The sequence below is a fragment of the Candidatus Thiodiazotropha endolucinida genome (genome assembly GCF_001715975.1).
GTDB classification, from domain to species: domain Bacteria; phylum Pseudomonadota; class Gammaproteobacteria; order Chromatiales; family Chromatiaceae; genus Thiodiazotropha; species Thiodiazotropha endolucinida.
This window is the reverse complement of the sequence record NZ_MARB01000010.1, coordinates 79,296-105,101: the sequence shown is the minus strand read 5'-3', so window position 1 is coordinate 105,101 and position 25,806 is coordinate 79,296. Positions and strand designations below refer to the sequence as shown.

20 protein-coding genes are annotated in these 25,806 nt (G+C 55.5%); 18 read left to right on the top strand and 2 right to left on the bottom strand.

Annotated elements, in window-relative coordinates; translation table 11 throughout:
* Nucleotides 1-927, bottom strand: a complete 927-nt coding sequence (locus CODIS_RS10215; protein WP_069124710.1) for a CHAD domain-containing protein — start codon at nucleotides 925-927, stop codon at nucleotides 1-3.
* A gap of 387 nt (nucleotides 928-1,314) precedes the next feature.
* On the opposite strand from CODIS_RS10215, the gene CODIS_RS10210 reads away from it, so the two are divergent.
* From CODIS_RS10210 to greA, 17 genes are all read left to right on the top strand, one after another.
* Nucleotides 1,315-1,854, top strand: a complete 540-nt coding sequence (locus tag CODIS_RS10210) for a DUF2058 domain-containing protein (RefSeq protein ID WP_069124709.1) — start codon at nucleotides 1,315-1,317, stop codon at nucleotides 1,852-1,854.
* A 251-nt stretch (nucleotides 1,855-2,105) separates the two neighbouring features.
* Nucleotides 2,106-4,007 carry a 2-oxoacid:acceptor oxidoreductase subunit alpha gene (locus tag CODIS_RS10205; protein WP_235615191.1) on the top strand — a complete coding sequence of 634 codons (1,902 nt, stop codon included), beginning with the start codon at nucleotides 2,106-2,108 and terminating at the stop codon, nucleotides 4,005-4,007.
* Nucleotides 4,007-4,960 carry a thiamine pyrophosphate-dependent enzyme gene (locus CODIS_RS10200; RefSeq protein WP_069124708.1) on the top strand — a complete coding sequence of 318 codons (954 nt, stop codon included), beginning with the start codon at nucleotides 4,007-4,009 and terminating at the stop codon, nucleotides 4,958-4,960. The genes CODIS_RS10205 and CODIS_RS10200 overlap by 1 nt, the downstream gene beginning before the upstream one ends.
* Before the next feature lie 55 nt (nucleotides 4,961-5,015).
* The gene (locus CODIS_RS10195; protein ID WP_083220675.1) at nucleotides 5,016-7,538 is read left to right on the top strand and encodes a ferredoxin; all 2,523 of its coding nucleotides are present in this window, start codon (nucleotides 5,016-5,018) and stop codon (nucleotides 7,536-7,538) included.
* Complete coding sequence (locus tag CODIS_RS10190; protein WP_235615190.1) at nucleotides 7,535-8,398, top strand: RnfABCDGE type electron transport complex subunit B; 864 nt, start codon at nucleotides 7,535-7,537, stop codon at nucleotides 8,396-8,398. The genes CODIS_RS10195 and CODIS_RS10190 overlap by 4 nt, the downstream gene beginning before the upstream one ends.
* Entirely contained in the window at nucleotides 8,382-12,962 is a 4,581-nt protein-coding gene (locus CODIS_RS10185) for a hypothetical protein (protein ID WP_069124707.1), read from the top strand. The genes CODIS_RS10190 and CODIS_RS10185 overlap by 17 nt, the downstream gene beginning before the upstream one ends.
* A 7-nt stretch (nucleotides 12,963-12,969) precedes the next feature.
* Complete coding sequence (rsxC, locus tag CODIS_RS10180; RefSeq protein WP_069124706.1) at nucleotides 12,970-14,310, top strand: electron transport complex subunit RsxC; 1,341 nt, start codon at nucleotides 12,970-12,972, stop codon at nucleotides 14,308-14,310.
* Entirely contained in the window at nucleotides 14,310-15,317 is a 1,008-nt protein-coding gene (locus CODIS_RS10175) for an RnfABCDGE type electron transport complex subunit D (protein WP_069124705.1), read from the top strand. Before rsxC ends, CODIS_RS10175 begins: the two co-directional genes overlap by 1 nt.
* A 7-nt stretch (nucleotides 15,318-15,324) precedes the next feature.
* A complete protein-coding gene (locus tag CODIS_RS10170; protein ID WP_154723082.1) occupies nucleotides 15,325-15,951 on the top strand; it encodes an RnfABCDGE type electron transport complex subunit G in 627 nt (208 codons plus the stop codon).
* Between the two features lie 27 nt (nucleotides 15,952-15,978).
* Nucleotides 15,979-16,629: an electron transport complex subunit RsxE gene (rsxE, locus tag CODIS_RS10165; RefSeq protein WP_069124703.1), complete on the top strand. Its 651-nt coding sequence runs from the start codon at nucleotides 15,979-15,981 to the stop codon at nucleotides 16,627-16,629.
* Nucleotides 16,626-17,204: an electron transport complex protein RnfA gene (locus CODIS_RS10160; protein WP_069124702.1), complete on the top strand. Its 579-nt coding sequence runs from the start codon at nucleotides 16,626-16,628 to the stop codon at nucleotides 17,202-17,204. The genes rsxE and CODIS_RS10160 overlap by 4 nt, the downstream gene beginning before the upstream one ends.
* Before the next feature lie 380 nt (nucleotides 17,205-17,584).
* Nucleotides 17,585-17,764 (top strand): hypothetical protein, encoded by a 180-nt coding sequence (locus CODIS_RS10155; RefSeq protein ID WP_069124701.1) that lies wholly within the window; start codon nucleotides 17,585-17,587, stop codon nucleotides 17,762-17,764.
* A 139-nt stretch (nucleotides 17,765-17,903) separates the two neighbouring features.
* Nucleotides 17,904-18,470: an NUDIX hydrolase gene (locus CODIS_RS10150; protein WP_069124700.1), complete on the top strand. Its 567-nt coding sequence runs from the start codon at nucleotides 17,904-17,906 to the stop codon at nucleotides 18,468-18,470.
* Nucleotides 18,471-18,810: 340 nt separating this feature from the next.
* Entirely contained in the window at nucleotides 18,811-19,965 is a 1,155-nt protein-coding gene (gene carA / locus CODIS_RS10145) for a glutamine-hydrolyzing carbamoyl-phosphate synthase small subunit (RefSeq protein ID WP_069124699.1), read from the top strand.
* Nucleotides 19,966-19,981: 16 nt separating this feature from the next.
* Complete coding sequence (locus CODIS_RS10140; protein WP_069124698.1) at nucleotides 19,982-20,377, top strand: GxxExxY protein; 396 nt, start codon at nucleotides 19,982-19,984, stop codon at nucleotides 20,375-20,377.
* 59 nt (nucleotides 20,378-20,436) lie between these two features.
* On the top strand, nucleotides 20,437-23,646 hold the full coding sequence (carB, locus tag CODIS_RS10135; protein WP_069124697.1) for a carbamoyl-phosphate synthase large subunit: 3,210 nt from the start codon (nucleotides 20,437-20,439) through the stop codon (nucleotides 23,644-23,646).
* 252 nt (nucleotides 23,647-23,898) lie between these two features.
* Nucleotides 23,899-24,375, top strand: a complete 477-nt coding sequence (gene greA, locus CODIS_RS10130) for a transcription elongation factor GreA (RefSeq protein WP_069124696.1) — start codon at nucleotides 23,899-23,901, stop codon at nucleotides 24,373-24,375.
* A gap of 17 nt (nucleotides 24,376-24,392) precedes the next feature.
* Here greA and yhbY read toward each other — a convergent pair whose 3' ends face one another.
* The gene (gene yhbY, locus CODIS_RS10125) at nucleotides 24,393-24,689 is read right to left on the bottom strand and encodes a ribosome assembly RNA-binding protein YhbY (RefSeq protein WP_069124695.1); all 297 of its coding nucleotides are present in this window, start codon (nucleotides 24,687-24,689) and stop codon (nucleotides 24,393-24,395) included.
* 435 nt (nucleotides 24,690-25,124) lie between these two features.
* Here yhbY and rlmE point away from each other — a divergent pair, with 435 nt between their 5' ends.
* Entirely contained in the window at nucleotides 25,125-25,763 is a 639-nt protein-coding gene (rlmE, locus tag CODIS_RS10120; protein WP_069124694.1) for a 23S rRNA (uridine(2552)-2'-O)-methyltransferase RlmE, read from the top strand.
* The last annotated feature ends 43 nt before the right edge of the window (nucleotides 25,764-25,806 follow it).

Genomic DNA, 25,806 nt, shown 5'->3' with positions numbered 1-25,806 from the left:
TCAGGGATATTTTCTCCACCAGGGTTGCTTTGCATTGATGAATTCCTCCCAACGATCATCAAAGGTATCCAGCATTTCATAATATTGACGCGTACGCCAGCCGACCAGGCCTCCGGCATACTCAAGAACTTCATGGTTGTCCTCATTTTCCATCATGATATCCAAAAGATGCTTCATGACCGATACATCGTTCAGGATGCCCAGTAGATCCTGCAATCTTTTCATGTGGCGAATAAAGTCATCCAATCCTTTCAGTACCGGAATGAAAAATTCGGCTGCGTAACGTAGTTTTTTACATTCGATGCGCAGCTTATGCATCTCGTGCGCTGATTCCTTATTCACATGACTGCCGGCTTCCAATACGCCTCGTTCCAGGCTGTCCAGCAACTTACGGGAAAAGGGGACAATATTGGTTGATAAGTTATTTCGGTGTTTAATCTTCAATTCCGCCTGTTCCCACTCCTTACCGTCAATCCATAGAGGAAAATTGTCTTTGAAGTGTTTGTATTGGTCGCTGTCGAGCATGGCGTTGACTTGCAGGTAGGCCTGTTCCCTGTGCTGGTGGGCGATTTGGGTAACCCCCTCTTCCCCCCGAAGCGGCAGTTTGCCTAGTATCGCGCCAAGTCCTTCGTCGATGAAGACATCCAGGTCCCGCGCCATCCCCAACTGACTGGCAAGGTCACGTAACTCGTTGGACCAGGGTTTACTGACTTTGCGAGGAATAGCTGCGCGAAAGGCCGACAGGGCTGAACGCATCCGTCTGAACGCGACCCGTGTTTGGTGTACACCCTCTATGTCGTCCCAGGAACGTGCGCTCTGTTCCCATGCAAGCAGATAATTGTAATTATGTTTGAGAATGATCTGGACAGCTTCGCTGACGGTTTGATCAGTATCGATGGGTGCAGGCGATTTGTTTTTTTTTGTCATTTCTAAAAAACCATTTAGAGAGCAGGTTTCATTCTATGGTGCAGTTATGAAGCAGCCGGGTAACGGCATTATGCTCAAAAGCTGACTTTAGCAGAAAAAAACAGATTAGGTAGTAAATTGTGGATGACGTCCAGATTGTCAAAAATATGTAGCATGATTACGGTTCACGCAACAGAAGAATAATCATCAAGCAGCTACAGAGCAATATCAGGTTCAGGGGAATATGATGTGTGAAATTTAAGGTTCAGCCACGTCCGTCGACGCCATATGCGCCGAACGCGAAACATCGGGTTATCGACGGGTTGAATGGAGAGCAAACCGCAACTGCGGTATGATGCTGACTGATCGATTTGCTCTCGATGACCTCGACTAGTACCGGAGATTGTATTGGCTAACTCACTACAAGATCAGCTGCTCAAGGCCGGCTTAACTGACAAGAACAAAGTTAACAAGGCGAAAAAGGCAAAACAACGCAAGGAGAAAGAGCAGCGACACCGCAAGCAGAAAGCGGAAGACGAAGCCGTGCGTTGGGCAAAACAGGCGAAAGCCAAGGATGTCGAACGGGATCGTGCGCTGAATCAGAAAAAGAATGAGCAGGCGAAGCAAAAAGCGATCGCCGCTCAGATCAGGCAGTTGATTGAGATGAATCGTCTTCCGTTGGATGAGGGCGAGGTCGTTTACCATTTCAATGACGAAAACAAGGTGCGGCGGATTTTTATCACAGACGAGATTCATGGCCAACTGATCGGCGGGCGGCTGGTGATTGTCAAAATAGATGATCGATATGACGTCATCCCTACCGCAGTGGCGGACAAAATCAGCATGAGAAAGCGTGATTGTATCGTTGTACGCAATGATCGTGAACAGCAGGATGATAGCGACGATCCCTACGCTGATTATATCGTACCCGACGATCTGATGTGGTGAGGTCCAATGCTGAGGTTTGCCGGTAAGTTGAAGTTGTAGCTTTTAAAAAAACGGGCACTTCCTGCCATGGTCCTGCCCGATTCGATAGTCGATTGTAGGTTCCAAAAATTGACTTCTTAATACCACTGCGTTTAATGTGGACTTAAACAACAGGGAAGATACCAGGCTTTTTTCATGACGAAGCCCTGATAGAAACAGAATTAACAGGGCGCAGGAAATCGTTTCACTTCTTTGTAACGAGGGCCAATGATGTGGTGGATGCAACAACTGCCGAGGAGCTTGCTCCGAGGTTGACGCTAACCCGTGAGCACATCGTGGAGATCGTCAGCGACTCCGGTGAAGGCGCACAGAAAGCCGGCCAGACCTTTGGCACGGTATCCGCCCGAATGGGCAATGGTGTCTGGACGGTGGAGATCATTCCCGCCGAGATCCAACCCCCCGCACGCTCACCGGCTGGCGCCAGCGGTATCCGGATTCGTCTGGCGTCCCATGCGGTTACCAATATGGGTGATGAAGCCGATATTGTGGTCGCCTTCAACGAACAGGTTCTCTATTCACGCATCGTCAACGGCGCATACAAGGAGGGTACCCAAGTGCTGTTGGAGGATAAATGGCGCGACGACAGCGTGCCTGAAATCCGTGAGCAGTATGCGAAGGCGGTTGCCGAGTTTCGTAGAAACGGCCTGATCGTTCACGAATTACCGATAGAAACGGCCTGTCTGGAGATTACGCCGAATCCCAGGCGTGGTAAGAATATGTTCGTGCTGGGGATGTTGTGCCATATCTATTCGCGGGATGTGGAACTTGCCAAGGGCGAGATCGCCACCACCTTCAAGCGCAAGGGCGACAAGGTGATCGATATGAATCACCGCTTGTTCGACGCCGGTTACCGGTTTGCCGAAGAGAAACTGGGCCTGAGTTACCAGGTTCCAGCGCAGCCGGCAGAGGACATGGAGGGGAAGCGGTATATCGTCACCAATGGGAATACAGCGTTGGGACTCGGGGTGATGGCATCCGGTATGGAGTTGGTTTCCATGTACCCGATTACGCCGGCGACCTCGGCATCCCACTATCTGGCGGATGTCTACCATGAAGTTGGGGGCTTTGTGCATCAGGCCGAGGATGAGATAGCCGCCGCCGGTTTCGCCATTGGATCCTCGTTTGCCGGAAAGACCGCCTGTACCATTACCTCGGGACCGGGATTGGCCCTTAAGACAGAGATGCTGGCATTGGCGGTGATGGCGGAACTCCCCCTGGTGGTGTGTGTCGTGCAGCGGGGCGGTCCATCCACCGGCCTGCCCACCAAGGTAGAGCAGGGTGACTTGCTGGCTGCGCTTTTCGGGGAACCTGGCGATGCACCCAAGGTCGTGATCGCCGCGGCCACGATTGAGGAGTGCCTGCATTTCGTGGTGATGTCGCGACGGCTTGCCGAGGCGTTCCGAACCCCGGTGATACTGCTGACAGACGCGAATCTGGCAACCGGGGTTCAGCCCTACCAGAGACCGGAGCCTAGCCTGGACTGGATGGCGCCGCCGATCGACCAATCGGACTGGGATGAGCATATTCCTCCCTACAATTGGGATTCGGAGAGTGGGCTTTCCCCTCGACCCGTGCCGGGAATGCTAGGTGGCCAATACATCCTCACCGGCCTAGCCCACACCAACCATAGCAAGGTGGCCTACGATTCCGATTCAAATCAGCACGGCGCAAATATGCGCAGCCGGAAATTTGCCGCCCTGGCCAGTACCCTGAAGCCACCCGTCGTGCACGGCGATGATTCAGGCGATCTGCTGGTGGTTGGGTGGGGATCAACCCTTGGCGCCATTGAAGAGGCGGTGGATCGTGCGCGTGCTGACGGCCATCAAGTCTCTTCCCTGCATCTTCGCTTTATTTTACCCATGGAACCCGGGCTGAAAGAGATCTTCAAAGGCTTTCGCAAAGTGATGACGGTGGAGATCAACTACAGCGATGATCCCGATTCGCCGCTGATTACCGGCGAGACGCGCCGTTACGCCCAGCTTGCCCTGCTGTTACGCGCCCATACCCTGATGGATATCGATTGCTGGTCGGTGGTATATGGACACCCGCTGCAGCCGGGAATGATCAAGCATGAACTCGTAAAAAGACTCGAAGCAATGCAAGGAGAGGGCTGATGTTCGGATTGAAAGCTGACTGGTCACTCGAAGTCTTTGAGCGCTATTTCACCATGGGCGACTATGCGGGAGGCGAGGCCCGATGGTGTCCCGGCTGTGGTGATCATGCGGTGCTGACAGCCGCACAAAAGGTCTTGCGCGACGAACAGCAGCGGCCGGAGATGTCTGTATGTGTTTCCGGTATCGGCTGCTCCAGCCGTATGCCCCATTATCTCGGCACATTCGGTTTTCATGGTCTGCATGGGCGTGCACTGCCCGTTGCCTGCGGCATCAAGGCCAGACGGCCTGAATTGGATGTGTGGGTGGCGACGGGCGACGGCGATTGTTTTTCCATTGGCACCGCTCATTGGATCCATGCTCTGCGCTACAACATGGATATGACTCTGATGGTGTTTGACAATGCCATCTACGGCTTGACCAAGGCCCAGACATCCCCCACCAGCCCCCATGGCTTCAAGACCAACACCCATCCTTTCGGTGCCATACTCGAGCCGCATAATCCGTTAACGGTAACGCTGGGTGTCACCAACGTATCTTTCGTGGCCCAGGTGGCTGACTGGAATCCCCCTTTACTCTACGAAACACTAAAAGCCGCATACCAACACAAAGGGACTGGGTTTGTTCGCATTATTCAGCGTTGCCCGGTCTATGCAGACAGTTTTTCAAAGGAGCTGCAGCAGAACCCGGACCGCTTCCTGCTGTTGCAGCATCAGCGGGGAATTCCAGTGGACAAAAGTGTCAGCCGTCAATTCCCCAATCGGACGGAACACGATCCCTCGGATCTGGCCCGGGCCTTCCAGCTCGCAGCAGACAGCGCGAGACTGCCGTTGGGACTGCTTTACCATAACCCGGATGCCCAGTGTTACGAGGATCTGTCGAGTCAGGGTGTGGAGATGACGCCTGAGAAAAGGCTGGAGGGCTTCAACGCAGTGTTGGACCGAATCACTATCTGATCACGAAATCGGGAAAGCTTGACGAACTCCTGATCGCAACGAGAGTTTTTCTGAAATGACAACGATACAAAAGGCCGCAGAGGAGCAATCGACCCAGTTGCCCAGCAATGAATCGGGGCGTGTGCCATCCCTGCCGACGGCAGTCAAGGATGCCCGGGCGACGCGTGAATTGATGTTTCTTCTGCGCCATTTCCACCTGGGTGACCCTGCGGCCAAGGCACAGTTGGAATCGATTGGCGACGACTATCTCCCGGCCTTGCTCGATCCCTATCGCGATACGTCCAGGCTACGCTATGACTACCCGCTGTTCCTTTTTCCTCCCAATACCGAAGAGACCTATCAGACAGCCGAAGAACTTGCCTGTCCCCTTGTGCAATGGCTTCAGGAGGCAGTGGCATCCAATGCACCGGAGGAGGGGAAGGCACGGATTCTGAAACACCATCTGCCCTGGCTGGAACACCATATTCGCAAGCTGTTGCAGCAACGCGAAGGTCCGGTGGATGCCGGAGCGACACTGGCGGAGTCCTGCATCGCGCTACAGACACATCTAGGTCTCGATGAACAGGAAAGAAAGAGACTGGAAGATGACCTGAACCTGTTGCTGCAGTCTGTGCCGGAGGGTGCCCAGCTGTTGGGTTATGGCCGCTATCCCTCGCTCCATCTTCTGATTCATGCGGTACGCAGTCAGTTTCTCCACATGCAACGACGTTTTCAGGAGCGGATCGATGCCTCCATACGCGGCCTGAAGGAGCTCCTCGAAGTCGAATGGATCAAATCCGATGAGTCGATCGAACCCAAGATGGCCCGAGACAGCGTCGGCCTGGGCGGTGAACGCTTCGACCCCGTGATACTCTCCGCGGTGATGGATCATTCCCGGGGCACCCGGTCTATTTCAGAGGAGCGGCGTGAGCGTATCGAACATGCGCTGGAGATCATGCAAGGTTGGCATCCCGACCCGGTGCTGGTCCGTTTCCTGCACATTGGCACGCTGACCGATCCCTGGCTTCAGGAGGTCGATTTCTGCCAGGAGATCACCGATCATGACCCCTGCGCCAAAGCGATGGAGATATTCGATCGTGAGGCTGAGAAGCTGACCTCGATCTACAGTGCGGTGCGTATCGCACAGTTGGAGATCGACGCTATCTACAACCCGGAAATTCACGACCCCTGGTTCGCCAATTTCAGCTGGGAGGCCTTTTCACAAGAAGAGTTGCGAATGGTGCCCTCGGTGATCGCGTTGGGATCGGCCGATCAGGTGGCCGGCGAGGGATTGCGTACCTTTTCCCGGCTGCTCAGCTCGGGGCGGCCTGTACAGATTCTGATCCGGGTGTTGGCGCATGCCGATCCCGGTGCCGGTCTCGAAGGCGATCCACTCAAGAGCTACCGGACCGAATTGAGTTATCTGGGCATCAGTCATCGTCAAGCCGTTGTCGACCAGTCTTCCGCTGCCCGACATCAGCACCTGTTGAAGTGTTACCTGATGGCTTTGGATGCCACCCGCACCAGTCTGCATGTCATCAATACAGGCATGCGTCCACCCGGCAGATTGCTTCCGCTGAATGCCTGGTTGGTGGCTGGCGCTGCCATCGAAAGCCGAGCCCACCCCTTTTTCCGCATCAACCCGGAAGCAGGCGATTCGGCAGCGGTGCGGATGGATTTCAGCGGTAATCCCCAGGCTGATCGGGACTGGCCTTTGCATCCGTTTCAGTACCTGGATGACAACGGCAATAGTGTCACCACAGAACTGGCATTCACCTTTGCCGATCATGCCCTGCTGATCGAGCGTCTACGAGACCATTTCCGACTGATCCCGGCCGGCTGCGATTCAGACGGGCTGTTATCGATACAGGACTATCTGGCCATGAGCCCGGAGGAAGCCTATAGACGTGTGCCGTTTGTATGGGCCATTGACGGCAACGCCATGCTGCACCGTGTGGTGATCTCAAGAGAGCTCGCGCTGGCTTGCCGTGACCGCCTCAACTATTGGCACACCCTGCAGGAGATGGCGGGCGTGCGCAACCGTTATGTCGATATGGCGGTGGAAAAAACCCGGGCGGAGGAGCGTGAGCTAGCCAGCAATGAGCTGGTTCGCGTACAGGCTGCACATGCCGAAGAGGTGGAGCGGGTGAGAAACGAAGCCGCCGGCGAGGCCATGCAGCGACTCACGGATGTGTTGCTTGGCCTGGATGTCGAGGGGGGGCTGCGTCCCGGCGACATACCCTCCGGGCCTGTCGCCATGGGCAGTGATGAAGTGATGCCGGAACAACAGCGCGATGAAGCTGAGGAGAGCGAGCCGCCTGATGAAGAAGAACAAGAGAGCCTAAGCTTTGACGATCCCTGGATCGATACCCCCCTTTGCACCAGTTGCAATGACTGCCTGCCGATCAACCCGCATCTCTTCATCTATAACGACGAGAAGCAGGCCATGCTCGGGGATCTCGGTAATGCCACTTATGCTCAGCTGGTGCAGGCGGCTGAACTCTGTCCGGCGAAATGCATTCATCCTGGGAAGCCCCTCAATCAAGATGAGCCCGATCTGGACTCATTGATTGAACGGGCGGCGCCGTTCAACCAATGAACAGCTTTGTTATCGCACCCGCCATCATGACCGGCATCGGTCTGGTTTTTGCGAGTATCCTGGCGGTGGCTTACAGATTTCTGAAAGTGCAGGAGGATCCCCGGATCGAAGAGACCGAAGATCTGCTGCCCGGTTCAAATTGCGGTGCCTGTGGGCAACCGGGGTGCCATGCATTTGCCGAGCAGCTGGTGCAACTGACGACTTCACCCAGCAAGTGCACTGTAGCAAGCCAGGAGACGATCGACGCCGTTGCTGAACTGCTGGATGTGGATCCGGGGCAGCAAGAGAAGCGGGTGGCGCGACTGCATTGTGCCGGGGGAAAAGGCCAGGCATACCAGATCGCCGAATACAGGGGATTCGAAAGCTGTCTTGCGGCATCCGTGGTTTCCGGTGGCGGCAAAGGCTGTTCCTGGGGGTGTTTCGGCCTCGGTGACTGCCAGCGAGCCTGTAGCTTCAATGCGATCACTACCAATTCAAACGGGCTGCCTGTGGTCGATATCGAGCACTGTACCGCCTGTGGTGATTGTGTGGGTGTCTGTCCAAGGGATCTGTTCGAACTGGTGCCGTTGAGCCAGCATCTCTTCGTACAATGCATGGCGCCCCTTGCCGGTGATATGGCAGTGGCGCTCTGCACCACGGCGTGCGATGCCTGTGAGCGCTGTGTGGCGGATGCGGCGCCCGGTCTGATCCACATGAAGGATAACCTGCCGGTCGTCGACTACTCAGGGGGTGGACCGGCCCATCCTGCGGCGACCTACCGCTGTCCTACCGGTGCCATTCAATGGTTGGAAGGGGGCCAGTTTGCAAACCAGACCCCTTCACGGATTCAGAGAGAGAACCGTTATGCCCGACCTGGTTAATTCGGCTTTACGGTTATTGAAACGCCTGCTTGGGACGCCCTCGCGCACGCAGGGCCCTTATGCGGGCAACAGCACACTGTTGGACGGTAATACGGCCGTGTCTGTATTGGAAGCGGGAATCAGTGAAGGGGCCGGGCTGGGAGCGTCCTATCCGGCACTGACAGCTGACCTGGCCTGGCGCAGTGAACTGAAGCAGCAACGGCTGAATTTCCTGGGTTCACCTGTCAGCATGCAGTCAACAGAAGGGGCACGTGGTGTGCTGGCTGCGAGCATCGGTATGTCAATGAGCGGCGTACGGGCAACCGGCTTTTTATCCGGGCCCGATCTGGCATGCAGCAGTGACCTGTTGACCATCGCCGCCGGTCGCAGGCTGCCGTTAGTCATACACCTCACTGCACGCAGTCTTGCCGGTCACGCACCGGCGCTGGGCAGTGGTCATGAAGCCTTTCATCTGGCGGCTGATTCCGGCTGTTTCCAGTTGATTGCAGCGAATGTCCAGGAGGCTGTGGATTTCTCCCTGATCGTGCGACGCGCAGCCGAGCAGTCACTGGTACCTGGCCTGGTTGGTATGGATGGTGAACAGACAGCGCTGGCACTGCAGGAGGTCAGCCTGCCGCCTCCGAGCTTGGTGGAGCGCTACCTGGGACGGCCGGAAGATCTGATTGCATCCCCGACTGCGGCACAGCAGTTGTTGCTGGGTGAGTCGCGCCGACGGGTAACCCGTTGGCATAACCCTGACCGACCTGTCATGCTGGGTGGACTTCAGGCCCCGGAGGTGTGGGGGCAGGCCAAAGCGTCGGGGCGTGTCTTCTTTGACGATGCGCTATCGGATTGCCTTGATGACGCCTTTGATGTTTTTTCCGAACAGACGGGCCGGCGACATCGATCACTTTCAGCTTACCGGGTTGATGACGCCAAACTGATTCTGGTTGCGCAGGGTGGGGCTATTGAGGTCCTCGAGGCACTGGCAGACTACCTGCGTACCAGCGACCGTTTAAAGGTTGGTGTGTTGGGTGTACGCTGTCTGCGTCCCTTCCCCGCAAAAGAGATAGCACGCTGTCTCGCAGGCGGCGCCAATGTTTGCGTACTGGAGCGCATGGATGTCCCGCTGGCGACAGACCCGCCGTTGATGAGGGAGGTGCGTGGTGCGTTTGACCATGCCGCGGAAAACCATCGATTCGGGCTCGAAACGCATCCGGGCTATCCATCGATAAGCGATAAACAGCGCCCCAGGTTTCTCTCAGCCATATATGGGTTGGGTGGGCTTCCCCTGCGTGGTTCGGATCTGGCTTCACTGTGCAGAAACCTGGATGGGATCAAACAGCAGCAGGTCTATCTGGGCATCAACTTTTCCCAAACATCCAGCGACTATCCGAAACGACAGGTCTTGTTGGACCGTTTACGCCGCAGCTATCCGGGGCTCGAGTCGATGGGGCTCTACGATGAAACCGTCTCACCCGACCTGCGACCGGAAGGCGCACTGACGCTGGCTCTACACCGGTTGTCGGGAGCCGCCGGAGAGGGGTTGATGGTGGAAACGGCAGCCTTCCTGCATCGAATCTTCGGTGGTGGTGTGCGTAGCCGACCGGCGTTGTTCAGCAAATCCTGGAGCGGTGTCTGTAGTGATCGGATCAGCTTCTGCAGCGATGAACTTCGAGATCCCGGAGACGACACCCCCGTGGATCTATCGATACTGGTGACAACTACCGGCATGCAGCGGTTGATGCCGCACCATGGCCTCGTGAAGGGAGGAACCCTGCTTGTGCAGAGCACGCTTCCCGATGAATCGGTTTGGACGCAGCTGCCCAGGGCGGTACGTTCCCACATCAGGGAAAACGGGATACGCCTGTTTAGAGTGGCCCCGACAGAGGAATCCGACTCCCTGCCGAATGAATATCTTTTAGGCGCTGTTTCCGCCGTATTGATCACGACTGAGCGGTTGACGATGACACCACGTCGGTTGCTGAGTCTGCGTGAAGAGCTGTTGGGAGAGTCAGTGGCCGATGTCGATGCCTGTTTGCAGCTTTTCGAAGGGGGCATGAATCAGGTCAGGGAGATCAGCCTGAAACGTCTTCCTCTGATTCCGGCGCGCTCGATTTCTGACGTCGACGATGAAGTCCCGGCCCTGGTTCGCCGATTGGGAAGCCTGGATGATGCCTATGACAGCCTGCCCCGGTTCTGGGATCAGGTCGGGGTATTGTATAAACAGGGCAAGAGCGGTGAGCTGGCGCCTGATCCCTATCTGGCGGTGGCGGCTGTGCCTCCCTTGTCAGCGGGTTTTCGTGATCTGAGCAGGTTTCGCAAGCAACTGCCGCAATTCAATCCGCTGTTATGCACTGGATGCGGCGACTGCTGGTGCGCCTGTCCCGATTCTGTCATCAAGGCCGTCTCGATTTCTCCCGTGCGCCTGATGGATGCCGCAATCCGGTACAGTGGCGCCGAGGCGCTCAGACCGGTGGCCTCGAAACTCGCTGCCGCTATAACTTCACTCTGTCGACAGCAGGAGACACGCTATTCCACACTGGAAGAGATGCTTGACATCAGCTATGACGGGATCAAAGAGAAACTGCCCTTTCCTCAAGACCGCAAACAAGCGATTGCGCAGGGTATTGAGCAATTGCGAAGTGACATGGGCAGTCTGCAGGTTGCTGTCACCAATCCCATGTTCAATGAACCTGAAACAGATAACAGGGGAAGTGGTGAATTATTGGCGCTTGCCGTGGAGCCGGATGGTTGCAAGGGTTGCGGAATCTGTATTCAAGCCTGTGGAGAGCAAGCGTTGCAGCCTATACCGCAAAGTTCGCAATCTCTATCCCGAGCGCGCCGGATTCAGAAGGCGTGGCATGGGTTGCCCGACAGTGAGCTGAATACAATTCGCAGGCTGGCAGAGGATCCGCAAGTCGGTGTGGTGGCCGCCGCCCATCTGGCGCACAGCGCAGGGTTGGCGATGGCCGGTGGCGATGGTGTCGAACCTGGAAGCGGGGCGAAATTGGCGCTGCGCCTGGCCCTTGCCATTGTCGAGGCTCAGCAGACACCGCGGTTTGAATCGTTTCTGCAACAGGTCGAGACAACCCGGGAAAAGATCACCGGATCGATCCGCAGTCTATTGGCGGACGCCCTTCCTGCCGATGACCTGGATGCACTCTCACGTGGCCTGGAAAAGAGCGACGCGAGGCAGGCTGACATGACCAGCCTGATCGGTGAAGCGGAGGATGCCATCAGCAATCAGGTGGATGCAGCCCGATTATGCCGCCTGGTGGATCTGGCGCGTGACCTGATTGATCTCGCCTGGCGACTCAGCAGTGGACGTCAGGATATGGGGCGCTCCAGGGTAAGCCTTGTGCTTTCTCCAGGTGCAGTGGTTGGCTGGGCCGGTAGTTTTCCTCACAACCCCTTCTCGACACCCGTCACACTCGATGCCACAGGTGACGGCGCACAGTTGGCCGCCGGTCTGCTGGAGGGCCAACTGCGGCAGGCGACGGAAGGTTTCGTGCTGATGCGCAAGGCGCGTGCGGAATTGGAGCAGTCCGCGGATGCGGCGCGCCTCTGGTCCGATCTCGAGACAATGACCTGGCGCGATCTCGATGATGAAGAGAGAGCGTTGTGTCCAATCCTGCTACTGGTGGGCGACAGCGGTCAGCTGGCAGGTCACGGCTTAGGCCAGCTGGTCCGGGTTTTGGGTAATGAGCTGCCGATAAAAACAGTATTGTTCGCCGACCTGGATCTGGGGCTTGCAGAACGGACGGGCCTGGAGTCGCCGCTGACCTCGGTGGATGACGTGGCTATCGATTTGGCGCTGCTGTCGCTTGTTCAGCGGGAGTCATTTATTGCCCAGACCTCAATCAGTGATCGGGGTCATTTCGCAGAATGCATCCAGTCTGCCCTGGCCCACAGGGGTCCGGCGCTGGTGCACTTGCATGCCCCGAGCCCCTCGCGACACGGTTTTGCGCCCGATCAGACACTGTATCGCGCCCGGACGGCAGTGATGAGCCGACTCTTTCCCCTGTTCCGATACGATCCGCAAGCGGAAGGTGTATTCGGTTCCCGGATCAGCCTGGATGGTAATCCGGCGCTTACGGAGCCGTGGGAAAAAGATGCCGGGATGGGGGTGTATACACCTGTCGATTGGGCACTCGGTGAGACACGCTTCAGTGGCTATTTTTCACTGCTCAATCCTGACGAGGAAGCTGTCAGGCTTGCAGAGTATCTCGATCTGTCAATCGGGGAGAGAGAAAAGAAGTCGGTTTACGTTGAACTGAACCGGCAGGGGGATGAGGTCCAGCGTTTCAGTATAGACAGGCATATGCTGGAGATCGCCGAGAAGCGGCAACGGACATGGCGCATGCTGCAGGAGCTGGCGGGATTGGTGACGCCATTTACCGCACGGGTGCGCGAGGAGGCGGAAGCAGCCGTGGCTGAAGACCATGAAGAGGCGTTGCAGATGCAGGCGGATAAGTATGAACAACGCATCAGCGATCTGACCAATCAACTCCAACAGGAGACCCGCAAAGCGATGCATGAGCGTCTGATGAGGCTTGCCGGGTATAGGGAATCGGCACAGTAAACACGATATGCCAACGCTCTCCACACTGTTCAAACGCAGCTTCTCACACGGTATTCACCCACAGGAATACAAGCACCGGACCGCCTCCCTGCATACCCAGAGAATGCCCTTTGTAGAGCGCTACATACTGCCGTTGCACCAGCACTTGGGGGCACCCGCGAAGGCGGTGGTGGAGGCAGGGCAACAGGTAGGGCGAGGTCAGCTGATTGCCGAGCCCGGGGCATTCGTATCCGCCAGTCTGCATAGTCCGGTCACCGGCTGGGTCAAGGCCATAGGTAGACGGCGTTTTCCCGGCGGACGATATGAGCAGGCCATCGAGATCGAAGCTGATCTGTATGCCACCCAGCGTCTCGATGTTGAGCAGCCGCCCGACTGGCGGGGACTGTCGCTGGAGGATTTGGTTTCCGTTATTCAACAGACGGGCATCGTGGGGTTGGGAGGGGCTTCGCTTCCCGCGCATGTCAAATACTCTCTGCGTGAAGGTGTGAAGATCAAACACCTGATTGCCAACGGCGCTGAGTGCGAACCTTATCTGACTAACGACCATCGAATCATGGTGGAGCGTCCTGAGGCACTACTGCGGGGCGTTGAGATTCTGCACACCCTGTTGGGGGCCGAGGAGTCCATTCTCGGTATCGAACTCAACAAGCCGGACGCCATCGAGGCCCTGGATAGGCGTATCCCCTCCGACAAGCCGTTCCGTGTAGCTCCCCTGAGGGTCAAATACCCACAGGGGGATTCCAAAATGATGATCAAATCCCTGCTGAATGTAGAGATACCCAAGGGACTGCATGCGGCGGACATGGGTATCATCATGAACAATGTCAGCACCCTTGTCGCTCTCGCCGACTATTTCGAGTCCGGCATGCCCTATATCGACCGTATGGTGACGGTATCAGGGCCCGGTATTGAATATCCCGCCAACCTGATCGTCCCACTGGGTACCCCCGTCCGGGAGGTGCTTCGATTCTGCGGCGGGCTCAAGGAGGATACCAAAGAGGTACTCATGGGGGGTCCCATGATGGGTACTCCCATTGCCAGTCTGGATGCGCCGATCATCAAGTCCAGCTCCGGAATACTGGCCTTTACCGCGGAACAGACAGCTCGTCCGAAGGAGTACCCCTGCATACGCTGTGGTCGGTGTGTCGAGGCATGCCCCTATTTTCTCAATCCGTCCAAACTGGCCCGTCTGGCCAGAGCGCGTCAGTTCGATCAGATCAAACAGGCCAATGTCACGGAGTGTGTGGAGTGTGGCTCCTGTACCTACTCCTGTCCCTCGGGTATTCCCATCGTGCAACTGATACGCAGCGCTAAAAGCGAGTTGCGCGGAAAGCGGGGCAGGCACTGATGAACGACAAGGATCCGAGATTACTGGTGCAGCCATCACCCCTGCTGAAACAGGAGATGACAACGGCTCAGACCATGAAGGATCTGCTGTATGCACTGTTGCCCGCCACCCTGGCTGGAATTTGGCTGTTCGGTCTGGGAGCACTTCTGGTTATTGTGGCGAGTGTCTTGGGGGCGGTGCTTACAGAATGGCTCTTCTCCCCGGGAGACCAGCGATGGCAGCGACTGCTGGATGGCAGCGGCGTGCTGACGGGTCTGTTGCTGGGTCTGACCCTGCCCCCCGCGCTACCGCTGTGGATGGCTTTTCTCGGTGGGGTAGTCTCCATTGGTATAGGCAAGGTGATCTGGGGTGGACTGGGACACAATCTGTTCAATCCGGCCCTGGTCGGGCGGGCCTTTCTGCTTGCGACCTTCCCGAATGCCATGACGACCTGGAGTGTCCAGGCAAGTGGAGAAGGCTTTCTGTTGTGGTATCCCTCCAACTTCGCACTGCCATTCATGCAACCTCACTACGATACGGTATCCGCAGCCACGCCCCTGGGATTGATGAAATTCGAGCAGCAGCCGACCCCGCTGGTCGATTTGGCGTTGGGTAATAGTGCGGGCTGTATCGGCGAGACCAGTGGGTTGTTGTTGCTGGCGGGAGGGATCTATCTGCTGTTGCGTCGAGATATCGATTGGCGTATCCCTGTGGGTATCCTGCTTTCAGCTGCACTCTTTTCGGGTGTGCTTTACGCCATCGATACAGTTCGGTATCCGGATCCTTTATTCACCCTGTTATCCGGGGGATTGTTGCTGGCGGCTTTCTATATGGCGACGGATCCGGTTACATCCCCACTGACCCCGCGCGGCGCCTGGATCTTCGCCATAGGTATCGGGTTGCTGGTTGTACTGATCCGGCTTTTCGGCGGTTTTCCCGAGGGGGTGATGTACGCCATCTTGTTGATGAATGCGGCCACGCCACTGATCGACCGCTACACTCAGCCTCGCGTGTTCGGCAAGGAGTGACATTCAGTTGAATCAGCAGAGCCGACAACAGATGAAGGTCAGTGAACCCGGATCCAGCCGTTTGGTGGCAACCCTTGGCCTTGCAGGTCTGCTATCCGGCCTGATCATTGTCTCCGTATTTGAAGCCACCCTGCCCACGATTACCGCCTATAAGGCGAAGGTTTTGCAGGAGGCGGTATTCAAGGTGTTACCCGGCTCCACGCAACTGCAGCGATTAGTCTACCGGGATGGTCGATTGACACCGGTGGAAGAAGTCGGGAAGGGTGAGGAATTCGTCTTCGGCGGCCAAGATGCACAGGGGGTGCTGGTGGGGTATGCCATTCCCGGATCAGGTCCCGGTTTCCAGGACACCATTCGTTTGCTCTATGGCTATCAGCCTAAGCAGCGCAAGGTGGTTGGCATGGAGATACTCGAGAGCCGGGAAACGCCGGGTCTGGGGGACAAGATCTACAAGGATGCCGAGTTCGTTTCGAATTTCGATGCCTTATCCGTCGAACCGGAAATCGTGACTGTAAAGCGAGGCGCTAAAGCAGCACCGAACGAGGTTGATGCCATCACCGGGGCGACTATCTCCTCCAAGGCGGTGGTGCGGATTATCAACCAGGCGAACCAACAGTGGTTACAGCGTTTCTAGGATTATTGTTCAAACAGGGTGAAGAGCATGCCTGAGAAAAAACAAGACGCTTATCAGGAGTTCATCAAGGGGCTTTGGCGCGACAACCCGGTTTTTGTTCAAGTACTGGGTATGTGTCCCATGCTTGCAGTCACCAACTCTGCGATGAATGCGCTGGTGATGGGAGGGGCGACTTTTTTTGTGCTGGTGGCCTCGAGTTTTTTCGTTTCATCATTGAAAAACTGGATACCCAAACAGGTACGTATCTCCACCTATATCATTATCATCGCCACTTTTGTCACCGTCACCGACTTTACCCTTGAGGCGCTGATGCCAAAGGTTCACAAAGAGTTGGGGGCCTTCATACCCCTGATCGTGGCCAACTGCATGATCCTGGGACGGCAGGAGGCCTTTGCCGCTCGCAACTCGGTGCGTTTCGCCGTGGTGGATGCGCTGGGCATGGCCAGTGGTTTCCTGTTTGCCCTGTTCTCCCTGGGTGCGGTTCGTGAACTACTGGGAGAGGGTGCGCTGTTCGGATACAAACTCTTCAGTGAGAACTTCGAACCCTGGGTGATCATGATCCTGCCACCCGGCGGTTTCATCACCTTGGGCCTTTTATTGCTCTTTTTCAACTGGCTGAAAGAGCGTAAGGACAGACTGGCGCAACAACTGGATCAGATGGAGATTGAAGCGCCATGAACGAACTTGTGTGGATTTTCATCAGCGCCCTGCTAATCAACAATTTTGTACTGGCCTATTTTCTCGGTTTGTGTCCTTTTTTGGGGGTATCGCAGCGATTGGAAACCGCTTTCCGATTGGGCTTGGCCACCATATTCGTGATGCTGATTACCGCATTGTGCGCCTGGCTGCTCAATACCTATATCCTGATTTATGCACCTTACCTCAGGTTGATCAGTTTTATCGTGGTGATTGCCAGCACGGTTCAATTCATCGAGATGGTGATAAAAAAGCTGAGTCCGGGTCTATTCAAGGCATTGGGGATATTCCTGCCCTTGATCACTACCAACTGCGCGATTCTCGGTCTGGCCATCTTCGCCACCAACAAAGGGTATGGATTCATACAGGGTATGACCTATGCTTTGGGAGCAGGATTGGGTTTTACCCTGGCTCTGGTGCTGATGGCCGGATTGCGGGAGGAGACCGAGCTGGCTGAAGTGCCTCGACTGATTAAAGGGACAGCCATGAACCTGATTATTGCCGGAATTCTCTCCATGGCATTCATGGGATTTGCCGGCCTGTTCAGTGCGGCATGACCATATGGATACATTTGTTCGCCATATTGGGATTAGTGGCCTTGTGTGCTGGCTGGGTGGTATTCCAATTGTGGCTGAACGGGCTGGATCCTGAGAGAGAAGCGTCCTCGGACAACTGCGCAGGATGCGGTTCCTGCGCTCATTCCACGTCAAGCCAGAAAGAGCGGGACTAACATCAAGGATCAGAAATCATCCCGCTCCATTTTTCGGTCAAACCGACAATTGTGCAGTTGATGGACTATTGTTTCAGATAAACATCATCTCATTTCGATGAGTGGTGTAGGGCCGGCATGCCGATTCAGGGACAGTATAAAAAGCAGTTACACAATAGTGGACGTCAGATGCCGGTATGGCTCAGTGTGAGGAGGCATTGGAAATTAATGACGACCAAACAATCCGATCATGATAACGATCAACAGCAGCAGGTTGAAGCCAAACCGGGCTCGAGCGATGGTCAGTTAAAGGAGATCATGTGCTGGAAAGATCCTTATAAGGTCTGTAAATGCGAGCATGCGCAGCAGGGCGTCTATTGTGGCCGCTTCCCCATTCCCACGGATTAGTGTCAACAGGCTCTAGCAGGTAAGGATTGCTGTTTCCAGGAAATACGAGGCTTTCCTTCTGTTAAGAGGCCGCGCAACTGTTACGGCACCGCCTCTGGCGGATGCCAACAATACCAAGTCGCCATGAGGAGGAGTCGATATGGGTGCCGGTGTTATACCCTTCTCTCTACATGAAGATGATGTCTGTTTCCTGTTTCAATCAACTTTCAGTGGTCGCAAGACAGGCTATCTGATCGATTTTGGCGGTGGCCTGGGTGAAGGCGAGAGTTTCAGGCAGACCGCAGTCAGGGAATTCGTCGAGGAGACGGAAACCATGTATTTCTCCGACGATCTGCAACAGGCGAGTCGGAATGCCGAAAAGGTCGATCATCAGATTCCAATAGTGGACGCCTTGTTTGAAAAAACCCTCTCGGACCATCCCGATTGGTGGCGCAACAGGGCGCCAGGCAGCCGGCTGCAGCCTAAAATGTGGAGGACCTACTTCATTGAATTTCCGTACCGGGATATCCAAGCGCTGAATCGTGAATGGCAGCAGGACTCGGTGGGCAGATTCAAGAAAAGACGTGAGCTGACGTGGGTGGCATCGGATGAATTGCTTGCCCTCTACGCGAACACACCGGAACGGTTATGGAAGCGTGTGCGCCAGCTGGAAAGTGCGCCGGCGCTCATTCGGTCGATTGTGGAATCCAAGCTTGGGGATAGCTAATCATTGCTCCAGTCCCGCTAGCAGGATGCGGGCATTATTTTCAATACAGACAAGGATACTGATATTACCGATATACTGATTGCCAACAAGATCAAATCCACTGCGGTCAGGGATTAGCAGAGACTCAGGGGGTGTTTTATCTTCGATATGGGTCACAGTCATTGCCGCAGGCCAAGGCCCCGATAGGATAGACAGCCACCTTCGCCATCAGTACAATACCCGCTCAACTATTTCGGGTGTTCTCCTCGATCGACACGCCCGGAACCTACTGATTTACGCATACATTGGGGCAGGCACTTCGTGACCTGCCCCTTTTTGCACGCCTGTAGTGGAGAGACTCTTGAGAAAACCCGCAATTCTGGTCCTGGAGGATGGCAGCCGGTTCAGGGGCGAAGCCATCGGCGCCGAGGGTGAGACCGTCGGCGAAGTGGTTTTCAATACGGCGATGACCGGCTATCAGGAGATTCTGACCGATCCCTCCTATCGCCAGCAGATCGTTACCCTGACCTATCCCCATATCGGCAACACCGGCATCAACCAGGAGGATGAGGAGTCCACCCAGATCCACGCCGCCGGCCTGGTGATACGGGATCTGCCGCTGATCACCAGCAATTGGCGCTCCGAGGAGTCCCTCGAGCACTACCTGCAGCGTCACGGCATCATCGCCATTGCCGGCATCGATACCCGCAAGCTGACCCGTATCCTGCGGGAGAAGGGCGCACAAAACGGCGCAATCATAGCGGGAGACAATATCGATCCCGCCAAGGGACTGGAGTTGGCCAAGGGTTTCCCCGGGCTGAAAGGTATGGACTTGGCGAAGGAAGTCACTACCTCATTACCCTATGAGTGGGCCCAGGGCTCCTGGTCGCTGGAAGAGGGCCATCCCGAGGCACCCCATCCGATCGACGAGAAGCTGCCGTATCATGTAGTGGCTTACGATTACGGTATCAAGCGCAATATCCTGCGTATGTTGGTCGACAGGGAGTGCCGCGTCACCGTGGTGCCGGCGCAGATGTCGGCGGAAGATGTTCTGGCGTTGCAGCCCGATGGGGTCTTTCTCTCCAATGGACCGGGTGATCCGGAGCCCTGCGACTACGCCATCGATGCCATCGGCAAGATCGTCGATACAGGCATGCCTGTGTTCGGTATCTGTTTGGGGCACCAGTTGCTGGCATTGGCCTCCGGCGCCAAGACCATGAAGATGAAATTCGGCCATCACGGCGCCAACCATCCGGTGCAGGATCTGGAGCAGGGCACGGTGATGATCAGCAGCCAGAACCACGGTTTTGCGGTTGACGAGCAGAGCCTCCCCGATCACCTGACCGCCACCCACCGGTCCCTGTTCGACGGTACGCTGCAGGGCATTCATCGCAGCGACAAACCCGCCTTCAGCTTCCAGGGCCACCCGGAGGCCAGCCCGGGACCCCATGACGTGGCGCCGGTATTCAATCATTTTATCGATTTGATGAAAGAAAGAGATTCAAGCCGCGAATAGACGCTAATCACCGCAAATGGACACAAATAGTACGAAAAGGATTTCGGAACGGGTTATTGGATGCGCCTACACCGTCGGTAATGAATTGGGACCGGGATTTCTAGAGCGTGTTTATGAGAAAGCACTATGTGTAGAGATGATTAGGAATGGTCTCGAGGTAGAGCGACAGAAACAGTTGAACGTTACCTATAAAGGGGAAGTTGTTGGGAAGTACTTTGCAGATATTCTTGTTGAAAATTGCCTGTTGCTTGAGGTGAAGGCGGTTGCAAGATTGTCACCAGAACATAAGGCACAAGTCATCAATTATTTAAAGGCAACAGATTTAACTGTTTCGCTGCTCATAAATTTCGGAACACCCAGAACCGAAATTAAACGTATCGTCTGGCGGCATGACGATTCAAAAGTGATTTAGCGAAAATTTGCGGTGATTAGCGTCCATTTGCGGCTAATTTGAGGTTCGACGGTAGATAAATGCCAAAACGTACAGACATAAACAGCATCATGATCATAGGCGCCGGTCCGATCGTAATCGGGCAGGCGTGTGAATTCGACTACTCCGGGGCGCAGGCGTGTAAGGCGTTGCGGGAGGAGGGTTTCCGGGTGGTACTGGTGAACTCCAACCCGGCGACGATCATGACCGATCCGGACATGGCGGATGCGATCTATATCGAACCGATCACTTGGAAGACCCTCGAGCGCATCATCGAAAAGGAGCGGCCGGATGTCCTGCTGCCCACCATGGGCGGACAGACCGCACTCAACTCGGCCCTCGACCTGGTGCGCGAAGGGGTGCTGGAGAAGTACGGTGTGGAGATGATCGGCGCCTCGCGGGAGGCGATCGACAAGGCGGAGGACCGGGATCTGTTCCGCCAGGCGATGCGCAAGATCGGCCTGGATATGCCCCGTTCCGCCATCGCCCACAGCATGGAGGAGGCACAACAGGTTCAGGCCCAGATCGGCTTCCCCACCATTATCCGTCCCTCCTTTACCATGGGCGGCAGCGGCGGTGGCATCGCCTATAATCCGGATGAGTTCGATGAGATCTGCGAGCGCGGACTCGACCTCTCACCCACAAATGAACTGCTGATCGAGGAGTCGATCCTCGGTTGGAAAGAGTATGAGATGGAGGTGGTGCGGGACCGCAACGACAACTGCATCATCATCTGCTCTATCGAGAACCTGGACCCCATGGGCGTGCATACCGGTGACTCCATCACCGTGGCGCCGGCCCAGACCCTGACCGATAAGGAGTACCAGATCATGCGCGACGCCTCGCTGGCGGTGTTGCGCGAGATCGGCGTGGAGACCGGTGGTTCCAACGTCCAGTTCGCGATTAATCCGGAGAACGGGCGCATGATCATCATCGAGATGAATCCCCGGGTCTCCCGCTCCTCCGCGCTGGCCTCCAAAGCCACCGGTTTCCCCATCGCCAAGGTGGCGGCCAAGCTGGCGGTGGGCTACACCCTGGACGAACTACAGAATGAGATCACCGGCGGCGCCACACCGGCCTCCTTCGAGCCCAGTATCGATTATGTAGTGACCAAGGTACCCCGTTTCGCCTTCGAGAAGTTTCCCCTGGCCGACGATCGTCTGACCACGCAGATGAAGTCGGTGGGCGAGGTGATGGCGATAGGCCGCACCTTCCAGGAGTCGCTGCAAAAGGCGCTACGTGGTCTCGAGACTGGGAAATACGGTCTCAACGAGATCCTCGATCTCAACGAAGAGGATGTACGCGACACCCTGGTCAGGGAGATCCGCCTGCCCGGTCCAGAGCGGCTCTGGTATGTGGCCGAGTGCTTTCGCTTCGGCATGAGTCTGGAAGAGATATTCGAGATATGCGCCATCGACCCCTGGTTCCTGGTGCAGATTGAGGAGCTGGTGAATATCGAACGCGAACTCTCCGGCCAGGGATTGGAGGCGCTGGACGGTGAGCGGCTACGCTTTCTCAAGCGTAAGGGATTTGCCGACCGTCGTATCGCCGAGCTGGTTGACAGCAACGAAGCCGAGATTCGTCAACGGCGTCACGATGCCGGCATCCGGCCGGTCTTCAAGCGGGTCGACACCTGCGCCGCCGAATTTGCCACCAGTACCGCCTACATGTATTCCACTTATGAGGAAGAGTGCGAGGCCGAACCTTCGAAGCGGAAAAAGATCATGGTCCTGGGTGGCGGGCCCAACCGCATCGGACAGGGTATCGAGTTCGACTACTGTTGTGTCCACGCGGCCTTCGCGATGCGCGACGACGGTTATGAAACGATCATGGTCAACTGTAACCCGGAGACGGTCTCCACCGATTACGACACCTCGGACCGGCTCTATTTTGAGCCCCTGACCCTGGAGGATGTGCTGGAAGTCATCCATAAGGAACAGCCCGCCGGCGTGATCGTGCAGTATGGCGGCCAGACCCCGCTCAAGTTGGCCAATGACCTCGAGGCGGCGGGTGCGCCGATCATCGGCACCAGCCCCGACTCGATCGATCTCGCCGAGGATCGTGAGCGTTTTCAGCAACTGGTGGAAAAGCTCAACCTCAGGCAGCCGCCCAACAGGACGGCAAGAGATACCGAGAGCGCAGTGCAACTGGCCGATGAGATCGGCTATCCCCTGGTGGTGCGCCCCTCCTATGTGCTGGGCGGACGGGCCATGGAGATCGTCTATAACGAGAACGAATTGCGGCGATACATGCGCGAGGCGGTGAGTGTCTCAAACGATTCGCCGGTACTGCTGGATCGGTTTCTGGATGACGCCATCGAGGTCGATATCGACGCCATCAGTGACGGCAAGGAAGTGCTCATCGGCGGCATCATGGAACATATCGAACAGGCAGGCGTCCACTCCGGAGACTCCGCCTGCTCACTGCCCCCCTACACCCTGTCGGCGGCGGTACAGGATCGTATGCGGGAACAGATGCGCAAGATGGCCCTGGAACTGAAGGTGATCGGGCTAATGAACGCACAGTTCGCGATCAAGGATGACATGATCTATCTGTTGGAGGTCAATCCCCGCGCCTCGCGCACCGTGCCGTTCGTCTCCAAGGCGACCGGTGTGCAGTTGGCGAAGGTCGCCGCCCGCTGCATGGCGGGAACATCCCTCAAGGACCAGGGCATAACAAAAGAGGTGATTCCGGAGAACTATTTTGTCAAAGAGGCGGTCTTCCCTTTTGTGAAATTTCCCGGCGTGGATACCGTACTCGGACCTGAGATGAAATCCACCGGTGAAGTGATGGGGGTCGGCAGGACCTTCGGTGAGGCCTACAATAAGTCGATTATGGGCGCCGGCTCCGTGCTTCCCCAGGGGGGGCGGGCACTGTTGAGTGTACGTAACGCCGACAAGGCGAGGGCCGTGCAGGTGGCGCAGGATTTGATCGATCTGGGTTTTTCCCTGATGGCAACCGGAGGCACCTGTAAAGCGATTCAGGAAGCCGGACTTGAATGCGCACGGATCAACAAGGTGATGGAGGGTAGACCGCATATCGTCGACTCCATCAAGAACCAGGAAGTCAGTTTTATCGTGAATACCACAGAAGGCGCCCAGGCGATTGCCGACTCGGCGGAGATACGTCGTACCGCGCTGCAATACAAGGTCAGCTATACCACCACAATATCCGGTGCCGAAGCGACCTGTCTGGCGCTGAAACAGCTGGATGATCTGAACGTCAACCGACTGCAGGACCTGCATCAATAGATACATTTACGAACAGGCAATACAAGCCGCAAATAGACGCTAGTCACCGCCAATTGACGCAAACATTAGACATTTGAGGGTTACGGGAAATAGATTGCTTGCAATCAAACCTTATCAAATTGATAGTGAGAGATTTCATAGTGCCTATAACCTGAGTGCCACTGAAATAGCCTAATTTTATTGACATTTGCGGATTGAGTATTAACGGTTTTTTTCTGATAGAGAAAGACAGGATTATAGAGGACAGATCCGATGAGTAAGGTACCGTTGACAGCCAAAGGCGCTGCAAAACTGCAAGAGGAACTGAAGCAGTTGAAAATCGTCGAGCGGCCGAAAGTCATCAAAGCTATTGCGGAAGCGAGAGCGCACGGCGATTTGAAGGAGAATGCGGAGTATCATGCCGCCCGTGAGCAGCAGGGTTTTGTCGAGGGACGTATAAAGGATATCGAAGGCAAACTCTCCCATGCCCAGATCATCGATGTGACAAAACTGGATGCCGGCGGGAAGGTGGTATTCGGTGCAACGGTTGTGGTGTTGGAGCTGGACAATGACGAGGAGTTCACCTATCAGATAGTCGGCGATGACGAAGCCGACATCAAGCATGGCCTGGTCTCTATCAGTTCGCCAATCGCACGTGCGCTGATCGGCAAGCAGGAGGGGGATGATGTATTCCTCGAGACCCCGGGCGGGCCGAGGGAGTTCGAGATACTGGAAGTGAGATACGAGTAATAATTAACAATTCAAAATTAAACCACGATTCTATTTTTCTTTTTCTTTGGGTTGGGGCGATAGAAGATAGCCACCCGGCCAATGATCTGCACCAGCTCCGCTGACAGGCGTGCTACGATTTCGCTGCTGAGTGCTTTCCGATCCTCCTTGTCGGCACCCGCCAGTTTGACCTTGATCAGTTCATGGGTGTTGAGTGTGGTGTCGATTTCTTTCAGCACATTTTCACTCAGGCCGTGCTGACCTATGATAACCACTGGCTTGAGGTCGTGGGCGAGTTTTTTCAATGAGCGGTTTTGTGCGGCTGTAAGCGGCATGGTGGACATCTTGTTATCAATGGGGAGGCGGATTCTATATCTTTTCCCCGTCGAGTGGAACATTGAGGCTGGATTAGTGTTAAAGGTTTCTAAGAGAAAAGCAGGCCGCAAATGGACGCGAATCACCGCAAATATGCGCAAATTAAAAAACAAAAGCTTATGAAATCCGGCGATTGAAATAGGCCAAATCCTGATTATTCCCTAAAAGTCGAGAAAAGGGTTCACCAAGCAGTCAACATCTCTCAATGCCAGGTATGCTCTTCGCTATTTTAAGCGTACATTTGCAGTGATTCGCATTCATTTGCTGCTCTAAAATAATAGGTTTTAAGGAATAGGATTCTGTTAAATTATCCAATCCATGCAATTTGTTGTGAAATGAACGCCAATTATCATCTAACCTGTAGGTTATGCAGTCATTAAGGACTCAGCAGTCTCATGAAGCGCAGTAAAAGCAGTCGCCAATGGCTGGACCGTCATTTCAAAGACGAATATGTAAAGCAGGCGCAAAAGGCGGGTTATCGTTCCCGGGCTGCATTTAAGTTACTGGAAATCCAGAAAAAAGATAATATTTTCAAGCCAGGCATGAAGGTTGTGGATCTGGGTGCCGCCCCGGGCGGGTGGTGTCAGGTGGCGCGGGAACTGGTAGGTGAGAAGGGGCGCATCGTGGCGATGGATATACTGCCAATGGACCCCATGGCCGGTGTGGAGTTTATTCAGGGGGATTTTCGTGAAGCGCAACCACTTGAAGAACTGGAAAAATCCCTGGATGGGGAGGCCGTGGACCTTGTAATTTCAGATATGGCGCCCAATGTTACAGGTATAGCAAGCGTTGATCAGCCAAGGGCTATATATCTTTGCGAGCTGGCCCTTGATTTTGCTCGCGAAGTGTTAAAGCCAGGCGGCTGTTTTGTCGTTAAGATATTCCAGGGAGAGGGATTCGACGCTTACCTGAAGGCGCTTCGTCGTGATTTTAAGCGCGTGGTGAGCCGTAAACCCAGCTCATCGCGGGCCAAAAGCCGTGAGGTCTATCTGGTAGCGGGGAACTTTAAGATGGTGTACCGTACCAACCAGTAAGTCCAAAAAATCAGTAATTTGCACAGATAATTAGGGTTTTTTC